Below are 12,393 nucleotides of genomic sequence, written 5' to 3'. Positions count from 1 at the left end.
GGATACGACCGTGTCGAAGCCCTGCTGATCGGCGCTCACCTCGTCGCTGAGGGTGCGCAGCACGTGCCAGCCGAAGCCGATGCCGTCCGTGCGGCGGACGGCATCGACCACGGGGTTCAGGGAGTCCCCGACGATCCCGTAGATGCGCTTCACGCCGGCGGCGACGAGCTGGTCGACGAGGTGTTCGGCGACGGTGCGGGCCATGACGAGACCTCCTGATGACGGCGGCTGGTCCGTCTCGATCCTGCCTCCGGTGGCGTGTTTCCGCAGGACGTCGGGACGTGAGGTGGCGCACCCGCAGGCGTCCCCGACGGGGTTGACCTCAACCGTGGTTCAGGTCACAGCATCGAGGGATGACGACGACGAGCTCACCCCCGGCCCCGTCCGCCGTGACCCCGCGGGCCGTCCCGCGCCACGTCCGCGACCTGGTCGCGCGCGTCACGGGCGACGAGAAGCACGACCCGAGCGCGCACTCGACCCTCGACGTCGTGTGGACGCTGTACGACCAGGTGCTCCGCGTCGACCCGGCCCGCCCGGACGCCCCCGACCGCGACCGGTTCCTGCTCTCCAAGGGCCACGGCCCGGCCTCGACGTACGCCGTGCTGGCGGCGAAGGGCTTCTTCCCGGCGTCGTGGCTGGACGACGTCGCGTCGTTCGAATCGCCCCTGGGCCACCACCCCGACCGCACGCTGGTGCCGGGCATCGAGATCGGCAGCGGCTCGCTCGGGCACGGGCTGCCGCTCGCCGTCGGCCTGGCGCTCGGGCTGCGCGGCCGGTCGCGGGCGCGCGTCGTCGTCCTCGTGGGCGACGCCGAGCTCGACGAGGGCAGCAACGCGGAGGCGATCCAGGTCGCCGGCCGGTACGGGCTCGGCAACCTCACCTGCGTCGTCGTCGACAACCACAGCGACAACCTGGGGTGGCCCGGCGGCATCGCGCCCCGGTTCGCGCTCGAGGGCTGGGCGGCCGCCGAGGTGCGCACGCACGACCAGCCCCGCCTGACCGCCGCGCTGCGGCGCACCGAGGCCGACCGGCCGACGGTCGTCGTCGTCGACACGACCGGCACCACCCAGGAGGCGGCATGACCACTCAGGCGACCGCACCCGCGCTCGACCTGCGCACCCGCTTCTACGAGGAGCTCGACCCGCTGCTCGACGCGCACCCGGACGTCGACGTCGTCCTGGCCGTGATCGGCTCCGGCTCCATGGGCCGCGCGATCGCGCGCCACCCCGGCCGCGTCATCGACGTCGGTATCCGCGAACAGGCGCTCATCGGCGTGGCCGGCGGCCTGGCCCTGGCCGGGCGGCGGCCGATCGTGCACACGTTCGCGTCGTTCCTCGTGGAGCGGCCCTACGAGCAGGTGAAGCTCGACCTCGGGCACCAGGACGTCGGCGCCGTGCTGGTCAGCGCCGGCGCGTCGTACGACGTGTCGGCCGGCGGCCGCACCCACCAGTCGCCTGCGGACGTCGCGCTGATCTCGGCGCTGCCGGGCTGGACGGTGCACGTGCCGGGCCACGCCGACGAGGTCGCCGAGCTGCTGCACCGCGAGGCCGCCGGCACCGGCCGCACGTACATCCGGCTCTCCGGGCAGCGCAACGCCCGGCCCGGGACGGTGGACGGGCGGCTGCACCTGGTGCGCGATGCCGCGGTGACGCCGCCGCCGTCCGGCTCGGCCCCGCTGGTCGTCGCCGTCGGCCCGATGCTCGACACCGTGCTGGACGCCGTCGCCGACCTGCCCGTCCGCGTCGCGTGGACGGCCACGGCGCACCCCCTCGACGCCGAGGGGCTCCGCGCGCTGGCCGGCCCGGCGCCGGTGCTCGCCGTCGTGGAGCCGTACCTGGAGGGCACGAGCGCCGCCGCCGTCGCGGCGGCGCTGGTCGACCGGCCCAGCCGCGTGCTGCACGTCGGCGTGCCCGGCGAGACCGAGCTGCGGCGGTACGGGACGCCGCGCGACCATGCCGCCGCGCACGGCCTCGACGCGGCGGGGGTCCGTCGGCGGGTGGCGGCGTTCCTCGCCTGACCGTCGGACCGGGTGCCTACGCTGACCGGGTGAGCAACGACGTGAGGAACATCCGGACCGCCCTCGAGAACATCCCCGAGCCGTGGCAGCCGCACCTGCTGGCGAGCGTCAACGACTACGCGGTGAAGGTGGTCAAGCTCGACGGGGAGTTCGTCTGGCACACGCACGACGACACGGACGAGCTGTTCCTCGTGCTCAGCGGGCAACTCACGATCCAGCTCCGGGACCGTGACGTCGTCCTCGGGCCGCAGGACGTGTTCGTCGTGCCGCGCGGCGTCGAGCACTGCCCGCGGGCGGACGGCGAGGTGCACGCGCTGCTCGTCGAGCCGACCGCCACGGTCAACACGGGGGACGCCGGGGGCGAGCGGACCGCGCCCCTGCGCGAGCTCGGCTGAGCGCCGTGCCCTCGTCGGCTCGCGACGTGAGCGCGGCCTACGCGGTACGGGCGCAGGAGTACGCGGACCTGTTCGGCTCGATGGACGCGGTGCACGACGACGACCGGGCGCTCGTCGAGCGCTGGGCCGCCGGGCTGACCGGCCGCGTCGTCGACGCCGGGTGCGGGCCGGGGCACTGGACGGACTTCCTCGCCCGCCGCGGACTGGATGCCGAGGGCGTCGACCTCGCGGAGCCGTTCCTGGCGCGTGCCCGGGCCGAGTATCCCGGCGTCCCGTTCCGCAGCGCCGCGCTCGCCGACCTCGGCGTGCCCGACGGCGGCCTCGGCGGCGTGCTGGCCTGGTACTCGCTCATCCACAGCCCGCCGGCGGAGGTCGATGCCGTGCTGGCGGAGCTCGCCCGCGCCGTCGTGCCGGGCGGCGGGCTGCTGCTCGGGTTCTGCCGCGGCCCGCGTGTCGAGCCGTTCGACCACGCCGTGACGACCGCCTGGTTCTGGCCCGTCGACGAGCTGGCGGCGCGGGTCGAGCGGGCGGGGTTCGACGTCGCGGAGACGGCCGAGCGCACCGACCCGGGCGTCCGGCCGCACGGCGCGATCAGCGCGCGGCGTCGGGCGGCGGGTCCAGCGTGACGGCGCCGCCGTACTCCACGGGCGGGCGGACCCGGCCGAGGTAGAGGTCCTGCACCTCGTCCATGCCCTGACCGCGGGCCGCAGCGCCTCCCTCTACCCACGCCCTGTCGGCGCAGCAGCCCCTGGGCGTACTGGTCGAGGACGGTCAGGACGCCCGGGTGCTCCCACATGCGGTCTCGAACTGCACGTGCGCGACGGCCGCCTGGAGCAGGACGGGCACGTCGTCGCGGCGGACGAACTCGACCAGGTCCTCCATCGCAGCCGGCACGAGCGGCGCCTGGGGTGCGACGTGCGAAGCGCCCCGGGGACAGTTCGCGCTCGTCCCGATCCACACGAGCTGGTCGCGCCAGCGCCCGGCGTGGTCCTCCCAGCCGTGCTGTCCCGACAGGAGCGCACGGTGCATCTCCAGGATCGCGTCGGTGTCGAGTCGGTCCGCCAGCGCGAGCGCAGCTTCCATGGCGCGGGCGTTCGCGACGACGGTACGGGCGTCCGTCGAGGTCGACTGCTCGATCTCGGCGAGGGCCAGCTGTCGGGGCCCGACGGTGAGGTCCTCGATCTGGGACGACGACGCAGACTCCGTGCGCAGGAGGATCGAGCTCATCGGGCCGAGCGTCGGACTCGTCGTCCCGAGGACCTTGGCCGCGTACCCGTCGAAGCGGCTGAGGGCAGCGGTGGCCTCCTCGGGGTTCGCGGACAGGGCCGCAGTGATGTTCGGCACCCAGCTGACCACCGTCGGTGGGACGGTCGAACGGTAGGGTCCGGACGCTGCAGCGCGCGCGGACCGGCTCGTCATCCCGTCGGAGTCGGCAACCCAGTACTCGTCGACGTACCCGAGGGCGGGGACCTTGACCATGAGGGCCATCAGCATCAAGGTTTCGGCGAAACCTTGATGAAGACGCGTCCGTCAGTCCAGGTTGCGCAGCGCCGTCGGGATCGCCGTGTCCCCGGCGGAGAAGCGGACGAAGCGCCGGACGGTCGCGGGCTCGCGCAGCGCCGCGGCCACGACCTGCGCGACGTCGGCGCGCGGCACGCTGGTGTCCGTCCCGGCAGGGACGGCGCCGGTCTCGGGCAGGACGGCGACGCGCCCGGTGGGCGGCTCGTCCGTCAGCGTGCCGGGGCCGAGGATCGTCCAGTCCAGGTCGGTGGTGCGCAGGTGGTCGTCGGCGGCGAGCTTGGCGTCCGCGTAGGCGAAGAAGCCCGCGGTCTCGGGCACGCCGTGCTCGGGCGTCGAGCCCACCCACGACACCATGACGTACCGGCGCACCCCGGCGCTCGCCGCAGCGTCCATGGAGCGGATCGCGGCGTCCCGGTCGACGGCGTACGTGCGCTCCGGGTCGCCGCCGCCGGCCCCGGCGGACCAGACGACGGCGTCCGCGCCGGCCAGCGCGGCGGCGATCTCCTCGGTGCTCGCGTGCTCGACGTCCAGCAGCGCGGGCTCCGCGCCGAGGTCGGCGACGCGGTCCACCTGCTCGGGCTTGCGCACCATCCCGACGACGTCGACCACCGGCCCGGTGCCGCCGTCGGCCAGCAGCGGGACGAGCTGGCGCGCGACCTTGCCGAGCGCGCCGATGACGACGACCTTCATGACGACCTCCGAAGCGGGAGCGGCGGGAGCAGACCTCCACCGTCGCCCACCACGGGCTCGGACGCCAACCCGTGCGGCCGCGTCAGGAGGCGTCGCGGCGACGGGCCGCCGCGACGATCGCCCACCCGGCGAGGCCCAGCAGCAGCGCGGCGGACAGCAGCCCGGTGACGCCCGCGCCCGTGGTGGGCAGCATCCCCGGGCCGCCTGGCGCGGCAGGACCGTCCGGCGCCGCCGGGCCGCCCGGGCTGCCAGGCCCCGGGACGTCCGGCCCCGGGGCGGCGGTCGGGCCCGAGGTCGGGCTCGCGGTCGGCGTGGCCGTCGGGCTGGGCGTGGCCGTCGGGCTGGGCGTGGGCGTCGGTCCCGCGACGTCGTCGTTGGTGACGGTGCACGTGACCGCGTCGTCGGCCCCGACGCTCACGACGTCGCCGGCCACCTCCACGTCGTCGCCTGTGACGTCGTCGACGCACACCCAGCCGAGCGAGTCATAGCCCCCCGGCCCGTCCTCCGCGAGGGCGTAGTCCCCGGCCTCGACGGGGGCGAACGTGACGGCGTCGTCGCCGGTCACGCCCTCGATCCCGACCGGGCCGGTCGCCGAGAGCGTCCAGTCGCCGACGGTGGCCGTGCCGCCGTCGTCGTTGACGACCTCCTTGACCAGGGTGAGCATGGGCGGGCAGGTCACCCGGTTGGTCACCTCGACCTCCCGGACGGGGAGCGCCGCGGTGGTGTCGAACGGCAGCGGCGCGGGGTCCACCGCCTCGCCGTCCACGGCGGTCACCTCCGCGTCCGCCAGCACGCACCCGTCCGGGACGGACGCCGCCTCGTCGACGGTGACCTCCTCGGGGCCCTGGTACCCGCCCCGCAGGTCGCTCCAGTCCTGGTCCGTCGCCCCCGCGCCACCGGGACCCGTCAGGGACAGCTGCGCCGTGAAGCCGTCCGGCTGGTCTCCCTCGGTGACCTCGACCCCGTCGATCACCCAGGTCTTGTCCACCACGATGCTGCTCAGCGGCTGGTTGTACACCGTGCAGCTCACGAAGCCCGAGGCCGGCAGCGTCACGGTGAACCCGGTCTGGCCGTCGCTCGCCGCCGTCACCGGGGCGTCGTCGTCGAGCTTGTCGACGCAGACGGCGTTCTGGCCGTCGACGGGCACCAGCGTGTAGCCGTCCTGCTGGGTCTCGGACAGCGACACGTCGGCGTCCTCCGGGACGCCCGCGTAGTCGACGTCGAAGGCGACGCTGCCGGTGCCGTCGTCCGACGTGGTCGCCGACGGGGGATCGAGCGTCACCCCCGGCGCGGACGTGACGGCGTCGAACTGCCAGCCCTCGCCGGCGGGGACGGCGCCCGAGACGTCGCCCGCCTCGTTGGCCGCGGGCACGAGCGCCTTGGTGACGTTGATCCGGCCCTCGCAGCCGCCCAGGAGCACGTCGCGCAGCGCCGACCCGGCGGCCTCGAAGTCGTCGAGGTCGAAGTAGTCGGCGTCCTCGGGGTCGCCGCCCGTGTAGAACGTCTCGCCCGAGAGGGCCCGCAGGTTGAGCCGGGTGACGTCGTCGATCCCGGAGCCGACGCCGAGCACGAGCAGCCGGGAGCCGTCCGCCTTGACCGCGTTCGCCGAGTAGATGCCGTTCTCGACGTCGCGCAGGTGCGTGGTCCCGCCGGTGCCCCCGCTGCCCGTGGCGCCGAAGCGGGTCGGGTTGCCGTCGGTGATCATCACGACGATCTCGTACTCCGGGGCTGCGTCCGCGACGACCCGCAGCCCCTGGTCCCAGTTCGTGCCGGAACCGGTGGTCCAGTCGGCGTACTGCGCCTTGAACGCGTCGGCCCCCTGCTGGGTGGCCACGCTCACGAGGTCAGGGTGGTTCCCGTCCGACCCGGAGCTCGGCGAGAAGCGGTCGAAGGAGAAAACGGCGAGCCGGGACGGGGTGCCGACCAGGGCGTCCGCCACCGAGTCGGTCGCCGCCTTGAGGTCGGCCACCTGGCTGCCCAGCGACGACGACAGGTCGAGCACGAACGCGATGTCGGCGCCGCACTGCGCCGCCAGCCCGGGGTTGGTCCGCGACTGCTGCCAGATCCCCTCCGAGTCGGTCACCGGCCGGCCGCTCGACGCGGGACCGGCCATGAAGTCGATGCTCGTGTCGAGCGACGAGTAGGTCTGCCCGCCGGCGAGCGCCGGGGTCGTGAAGGCGTACGGCTCCTCCGTCGAGCTCGACCCGCTGCCCGGGCCGACCCGGAGCGTCGGGTTGACGAACCAGCCGTCGGGGGCCGAGATCTGCTTGACCACGAGCTGCTCCCCGGCGTTCTGCCCACCGGTGGCGGTGTCCGGCACCGTGAAGGAGCAGTCGCCGTCGCCGTCGGAGACGCAGACGCCCCACTCGTCGTCCACCACGTCGGTGGCGCCCACGTCCTCGTACAGGCCCAGCGTCACGCCCGGCAGCGGGGCCACCCCGCCGTCCGCGGCCCGGTCGCCCCCGACGCGCACCGTGACGACGGACTCGTCGGATCCCGGCGCCGGCACGTCGGCGGACGCCACCTGGGCGGCGGCCACGAGCCCCGCCCCGACGACCAGGGTCACGCACACCGCGCCAGCTCGCCGTCGACCGACCACGCCGCGCATCCCAGCTCCCGTCCCTCCGGGTCCGTCCCCAGGAAACGCTATGTCGAGGCGGGCAGGTCCGCATCGCGGCCCGTGCGGCCCGCAGCGGTGCGGGCGGCCAGCGCGGCGAAGCCGAGTGCCAGCACGGCCTGCACGCCGACGGCGACGACGAACCCGCGCGGCAGGCCGGCGTCAGGCACCCCGGCGTGCGCCGCGACCGCCTGGAACAGCCCGCCGAGCACGGCGACGCCGAGCCCCAGGCCGAGCTGCTGCAGGGTGGTGAACAACCCGCCCGCGACGCCGGCCGCCCAGCTGGGCGTGCGCGACAGGACGGTGCGCAGCACCGGCCCGTACATGAGTGCCTGCGCGGCCCCGAGCGCCATGAGCAGCGGCTGCAGGGCCGCCGTCGTCCCGCCGTGACCGCTGCCGACGACGAGCGCGAGCCCGCCGAGCACGGCGGCCTGCGCGACGGCGGCCCCGGTCATCGTCCAGCGCCCGGTGCGCCGCTCGATGGCGGGCGTGGCGAGGGCCGTCGCGACGAACGCTCCGCCGAACCCGAGCAGCAGCACGACCGTGCCCCAGGCGTCGGCGCCGAGGGCTCCCTGCGCGAGCGCCGAGAACTCGTACAGGAACGCCCCGTACCCGGTGAAGAACAGGAGCGTCATGACCAGCCCGTCCCGCACGACGCGGGTGCGCAGCACGCGCGGCGGCACGACCGGCAGCTCGCCGCGCCGCTCGGCGGCGCGCTGCGACCGGGCGAACAGGGCCAGCACGACCCCGGCCGCGGCGAGCATCCCGAGCAGCGCGGGCGGCCACGCGGTGGACGCGCCGAGCGTCAGCGGCACCACGAGCAGCAGCAGGCCGGCGGCCAGCAGGCCGGCACCGCGCAGGTCGAGGGCGAGCGGCGCCGTCGAGCGCGACTCCGGGACGCTGCGCAGCGCGAGCAGTGCGGCGAGGGCGATCGCCCCGGTGGCGGCCTGCACGGCCCGCCAGCCCAGGTGGTCGCCCGCGACGCCGGCCACCGCGCCCGCGAGCACCTGCCCGGCGATCGTCGCGACGCCGCTGACGGCGGTGAACAGGGTGACGCCGAGGACCCGCAGGCGGTCGGGCGCGGTGGCCTGGATCGTGGAGAGCACCTGCGGGGTGAACAGCCCCGCGGCGACGCCGAGCCCCGCGCGCAGCGCCACGAGAGCGGGCAGGGTCGGGGCGAACGCCGCCAGGACGGACAGCGCGGCGAACGCCGTCAGGCCGGCCGCGAGCAGTCGCCGTCGTCCGTAGCGGTCGCCGAGCCGCCCGGCCACGACGAGCGTCGCGGCGAACGTCGTCGTGTACGCGGACAGGACGAGCTGGCCGCCCGACACCGCAACGCCGAGGTCGGCCGTGATCGCGGGCGCGAGCAGGTTGACCGAGCCGAACGTCATGTTGACGGGCAGGTACGCGACGAGCAGGACGGCGAGCCCGAGGCCGGTGAGCGCCCGGGGTGAGATCGACGCGGCGGGCACCGACGGGGCGGACGCGGCCACCCGTCCGGCGCGCGAGGTGGTGGTCGTGGTCATGACGACGACGGTGCGCCCGCGTCCATCCTGGTACCAGGAGCCTGCCGATCGTGGTACCGCCACCACCTGGTTGCGCGCCCGGGCGGGGGTGACACTGGGGCGGTGACCTCGACGACCCCCGACCGCGCCGCCCTCGGCGCCTTCCTGCGCGAGCGCCGCGGGCGCGTGACCCCCGGCGACGTCGGGCTGCCCGCGGGCGGACGGCGCCGCACACCGGGGCTGCGCCGCGAGGAGGTGGCGCAGCTCGCCGGCGTGGGGGTCACCTGGTACACGTGGCTGGAGCAGGGGCGGGCCAGGAACGTCTCGGACCAGGTGCTGGAGGCCGTCGCCCGGGTGCTGCGGCTCGACGGCGCCGAGCGTCGCCACCTCATGGTGCTCGCCGGCCGCGAGACCGCCGTCGCGCCCGGACCTCCGCCCGGGGTGCGGCCGGAGCAGCTCGCCGTGCTGGCCGGCCTGCTCCCGTACCCGGCGGCGGTGCAGACCGACGCGTACGACCTGCTCGCCGCCAACCGGGCCTACCGGTACCTGTTCGACGACCTCGACGCCCGCCCGCCCGAGGACCGCAACTGCGCCTGGCTGATGTTCACCGAGCCGCGCTGGCGCGGGGCCCTCGGCGAGGCGGAGGACACGGTGCTGCACAACATCGCCGCCCGGCTGCGGGCGCGTGAGCCCGAGCACCGCGACGACCCTCGCTGGTCCGCGCTGCTGGCGCGGCTGCGCGCGTCGTCGGCGGACTTCGTGCGGCACTGGGAGTCGTACGACGTCGCCGGGGACGGCACCCAGCTGCGGCACTACCGCTCGGCGCGCGCGGGCCGGCTCGACGTGCACTTCCAGAGCCTGTGGCTGGACCGGGCCCGCGGCGACCGGATCATCGTCATGACGCCGGCCGACGAGGCGACGGCGCAGCGGCTGGAGCGGCTGGACGCGCTGGTGGGGGCGGCGCCCGCCGTGACGTCCCGGGACGACGACGGGTCCGCTCGTCGTGGATTGGCCGTGTCGGTCACCGGTCCGGCGGGGGGATGATGGTCCCCGTGCGCACCATCCGACAGAGCCGCAAGCTCCGCGGCGTCCGCTACGACGTCCGCGGTCCCATCCTCGTCGAGGCCCAGCGCCTCGAGGCCGAGGGCCACCGCATCCTCAAGCTGAACATCGGCAACACGGCGCCGTTCGGCTTCGAGGCACCGGCGGCCATCCAGGCCGACGTCGTGCACCACCTGCCGGAGGCGCAGGGGTACAGCGACTCGCGCGGCATCTACGAGGCGCGCACCGCGGTGGCGCAGTACTACCAGTCGCGCGGGCTGCGCGACACGAGCGTGGACGACGTGTTCATCGGCAACGGCGTCTCGGAGCTCATCTCGATGGTGCTGCAGGCGTTCGTCGACGAGGGGAACGAGATCCTCGTCCCGGCGCCGGACTACCCGCTGTGGACGGGCGCCGTCACGCTGTGCGGCGGCACCGCCGTGCACTATCGGTGCGACGAGGAGAACGGCTGGATGCCGGACCTCGAGGACCTCGAGTCGAAGATCACCGAGAACACGCACGCCATGGTGATCATCAACCCGAACAACCCCACCGGCGCCGTGTACAGCAAGGAGATGGTGGAGGCGATGGTCGACATCGCCCGCCGTCACGACCTGGTCGTCCTCACCGACGAGATCTACGAGAAGATCCTGTTCGACGGCGCCACGCACCACCACGCCGCGGCCGCCGCGGGCGACGACGTGCTGTGCCTGACGTTCAGCGGGCTGTCCAAGGCGTACCGCGTGTGCGGCTACCGGGCCGGGTGGGTCATGGTGTCGGGTCCGAAGGAGAACGCCACCGAGTTCCTCGAGGGACTCACCCTGCTGGCGAACATGCGCATGTGCGCCAACGTGCCCGCGCAGCACGCCATCCAGACGGCGCTGGGCGGGTACCAGTCGATCGACGAGCTGATCGTGCCCGGCGGCCGGTTCTACGACCAGGCGATGCTGGCCGACAAGCTGCTCAACGAGATCCCCGGCGTCACCTCCGTGCGGCCGAAGGGCGCGCTGTACTGCTTCCCGCGCCTCGACCCGGAGATGTACCCGATCGAGGACGACGAGGCGTTCGTCATCGACCTGCTGCGGGCCAAGAAGATCCTCGTGACCCACGGGACCGGGTTCAACTGGTTCGAGCCGGACCACTTCCGCCTGGTGACGCTGCCCGACGAGGAGGTCCTCACCGAGGCCATCGGCCGCATCGGGGAGTTCCTGGCCACGCGCCGGCGGTAGCCCGCCCCACCCATTCTGCAACTAGCGGTTGCGCATCCGCTGTCCGCGGGCTAGCGTGATGTGCAACCACTAGTTGCAGGAGGGGTCATGGGTTCGACGAGCGAGCTGGGAAGCATCGAGCGGGAGATCTACGTCGAGGCGGCGCCGGAGGTCGTCTTCGAGGTGGTGAGCAGCCCGGAGCATGTCCGGCGGTGGTGGCCAGACGACGCGGACTTCGACCCGGAGCCCGGCACGGCGGGGTCGATCACGTTCGGCGAGGGCCCGGACCGGACGGTCGAGTCGTTCACGGTGGTCGAGTCGCTGCCGCCGCGGACGTTCTCGTTCCGCTGGACGCACCCGGCGGGGCAGGGGGCGACGGCGGGCAACTCGCTGCTCGTCACCTTCGAGCTCGTGCCGTCCGGCGACGGGACGCTGCTGCGCATGACCGAGACCGGCTTCCGTGAGCAGGGTTGGGAGGTCGCGGTCCTCGAGCAGCGCTACCGCGAGCACGTCGAGGGCTGGGCCTACTACCTGCCGCGGCTGGTGACGTACGCGGGGTCGCTGGAGGTCCGGCCATGACCGGGACGTCGTCGTCCGTGGACGACGGGCTCTGGTCCGCGATCGGCGACCCCACGCGACGCCGCATCCTCGACCTCCTGCTGGCCGACGGCGGCGGCACCGCGTCGTCGCTGAGCCGGCAGCTGCCGGTCACCCGGCAGGCCGTGGCCAAGCATCTCGACGTGCTCGACCGCGCCGGCCTCGTCCGCTCGACGACGGCGGGACGGGAGAAGCGGTGCGAGGTCGACGCCGCCCAGCTCGAGCGCGCCGCCGACCAGCTGGCCGCCGTCGGCCGCACCTGGGACCGGCGCCTGCAGCGCATCAAGGCGATCGCCGAGGCGATCGAGACCACGAGAAGGAGCTGATCACGATGGTGGACATCCTGCACAGGATCGCGACGACGACTGCGACGCCCCAGGCGATGTACGACGCCCTGACGACCGTGGACGGCCTCGCCGGCTGGTGGACCCAGGAGACGACGGGCGACGCCGGCCTCGGCGGGAAGGTCGAGTTCCGCTTCCCCGACGGCGGCTTCGTGATGGAGGTCGAGGAGCTGCGACCGAGCGAGCGCGTCGTGTGGCGCGTCGTCGACGGCCCCGAGGAGTGGGTCGGCACGACCGTCGAGTGGGACCTGCGCCAGGACGGCGGCTGGACCGTCCTGCTGTTCGCGCACCGCGGCTGGCGCGAGCCCGTGGAGTTCATGCACCACTGCAGCACCAAGTGGGCCACGTTCCTGCAGAGCCTCAAGGCCCTCGTCGAGGGCGCCGACGCCGCGCCGTCGCCCCGGGACGTGAAGATCGACAACTGGAACTGAGCGTATAGACGTTGTTTTGATTTCGGT

General features: G+C 74.3%; 14 protein-coding genes. 9 read left to right on the top strand and 5 right to left on the bottom strand.

Going from position 1 to position 12,393, the window contains the following annotated elements; genetic code table 11:
• Positions 1-204: thiamine pyrophosphate-binding protein (locus ACFWEK_RS11415; protein ID WP_430554120.1), on the bottom strand; the 204-nt coding region annotated here is incomplete at its 3' end.
• Positions 205-353: 149 nt separating this feature from the next.
• Between ACFWEK_RS11415 and ACFWEK_RS11410 the strand changes: the two genes are divergently transcribed.
• From ACFWEK_RS11410 to ACFWEK_RS11395, 4 genes are read left to right on the top strand one after another with little or no spacing between them, the layout of a single operon-like run.
• The gene (locus ACFWEK_RS11410; RefSeq protein WP_430547789.1) at positions 354-1,082 is read left to right on the top strand and encodes a thiamine pyrophosphate-dependent enzyme; all 729 of its coding nucleotides are present in this window, start codon (positions 354-356) and stop codon (positions 1,080-1,082) included.
• The gene (locus ACFWEK_RS11405; RefSeq protein WP_430554119.1) at positions 1,079-2,017 is read left to right on the top strand and encodes a transketolase family protein; all 939 of its coding nucleotides are present in this window, start codon (positions 1,079-1,081) and stop codon (positions 2,015-2,017) included. The genes ACFWEK_RS11410 and ACFWEK_RS11405 overlap by 4 nt, the downstream gene beginning before the upstream one ends.
• Before the next feature lie 29 nt (positions 2,018-2,046).
• Positions 2,047-2,412, top strand: coding sequence for a cupin domain-containing protein (locus ACFWEK_RS11400; protein ID WP_430547787.1), 366 nt, complete (start codon positions 2,047-2,049; stop codon positions 2,410-2,412).
• Between the two features lie 26 nt (positions 2,413-2,438).
• Complete coding sequence (locus tag ACFWEK_RS11395) at positions 2,439-3,038, top strand: class I SAM-dependent methyltransferase (protein ID WP_430554118.1); 600 nt, start codon at positions 2,439-2,441, stop codon at positions 3,036-3,038.
• 145 nt (positions 3,039-3,183) lie between these two features.
• Here the strand turns inward: ACFWEK_RS11395 and ACFWEK_RS11390 are convergent, their stop codons facing one another.
• The 4 genes from ACFWEK_RS11390 to ACFWEK_RS11375 form a co-directional block, all read right to left on the bottom strand.
• Positions 3,184-3,756, bottom strand: a complete 573-nt coding sequence (locus tag ACFWEK_RS11390; protein ID WP_430554117.1) for a Fic family protein — start codon at positions 3,754-3,756, stop codon at positions 3,184-3,186.
• A gap of 186 nt (positions 3,757-3,942) precedes the next feature.
• A complete protein-coding gene (locus tag ACFWEK_RS11385) occupies positions 3,943-4,623 on the bottom strand; it encodes an SDR family oxidoreductase (RefSeq protein ID WP_430554116.1) in 681 nt (226 codons plus the stop codon).
• Between the two features lie 82 nt (positions 4,624-4,705).
• Positions 4,706-7,189 carry a hypothetical protein gene (locus ACFWEK_RS11380; RefSeq protein ID WP_430554115.1) on the bottom strand — a complete coding sequence of 828 codons (2,484 nt, stop codon included), beginning with the start codon at positions 7,187-7,189 and terminating at the stop codon, positions 4,706-4,708.
• An 80-nt stretch (positions 7,190-7,269) separates the two neighbouring features.
• Positions 7,270-8,766: an MFS transporter gene (locus ACFWEK_RS11375; RefSeq protein ID WP_430554114.1), complete on the bottom strand. Its 1,497-nt coding sequence runs from the start codon at positions 8,764-8,766 to the stop codon at positions 7,270-7,272.
• A gap of 102 nt (positions 8,767-8,868) precedes the next feature.
• Here ACFWEK_RS11375 and ACFWEK_RS11370 point away from each other — a divergent pair, with 102 nt between their 5' ends.
• The 5 genes from ACFWEK_RS11370 (at position 8,869) to ACFWEK_RS11350 (ending at position 12,366) form a co-directional block, all read left to right on the top strand.
• The gene (locus ACFWEK_RS11370; protein WP_430554113.1) at positions 8,869-9,789 is read left to right on the top strand and encodes a helix-turn-helix transcriptional regulator; all 921 of its coding nucleotides are present in this window, start codon (positions 8,869-8,871) and stop codon (positions 9,787-9,789) included.
• Between the two features lie 8 nt (positions 9,790-9,797).
• A complete protein-coding gene (locus ACFWEK_RS11365; protein ID WP_429734439.1) occupies positions 9,798-11,015 on the top strand; it encodes a pyridoxal phosphate-dependent aminotransferase in 1,218 nt (405 codons plus the stop codon).
• An 87-nt stretch (positions 11,016-11,102) separates the two neighbouring features.
• Positions 11,103-11,573, top strand: coding sequence for an SRPBCC family protein (locus ACFWEK_RS11360; RefSeq protein ID WP_430554112.1), 471 nt, complete (start codon positions 11,103-11,105; stop codon positions 11,571-11,573).
• Entirely contained in the window at positions 11,570-11,917 is a 348-nt protein-coding gene (locus ACFWEK_RS11355) for an ArsR/SmtB family transcription factor (protein ID WP_429765573.1), read from the top strand. Before ACFWEK_RS11360 ends, ACFWEK_RS11355 begins: the two co-directional genes overlap by 4 nt.
• 5 nt (positions 11,918-11,922) lie before the next feature.
• Positions 11,923-12,366: an SRPBCC domain-containing protein gene (locus tag ACFWEK_RS11350; protein ID WP_430554111.1), complete on the top strand. Its 444-nt coding sequence runs from the start codon at positions 11,923-11,925 to the stop codon at positions 12,364-12,366.
• The last annotated feature ends 27 nt before the right edge of the window (positions 12,367-12,393 follow it).

It is taken from the genome of Isoptericola sp. NPDC060257 (assembly GCF_042726645.1).
GTDB classification, from domain to species: domain Bacteria; phylum Actinomycetota; class Actinomycetes; order Actinomycetales; family Cellulomonadaceae; genus Isoptericola; species Isoptericola nanjingensis.
Note: the sequence above shows the minus strand (reverse complement) of the source record. Positions and strands in the feature narration are given on the sequence as shown.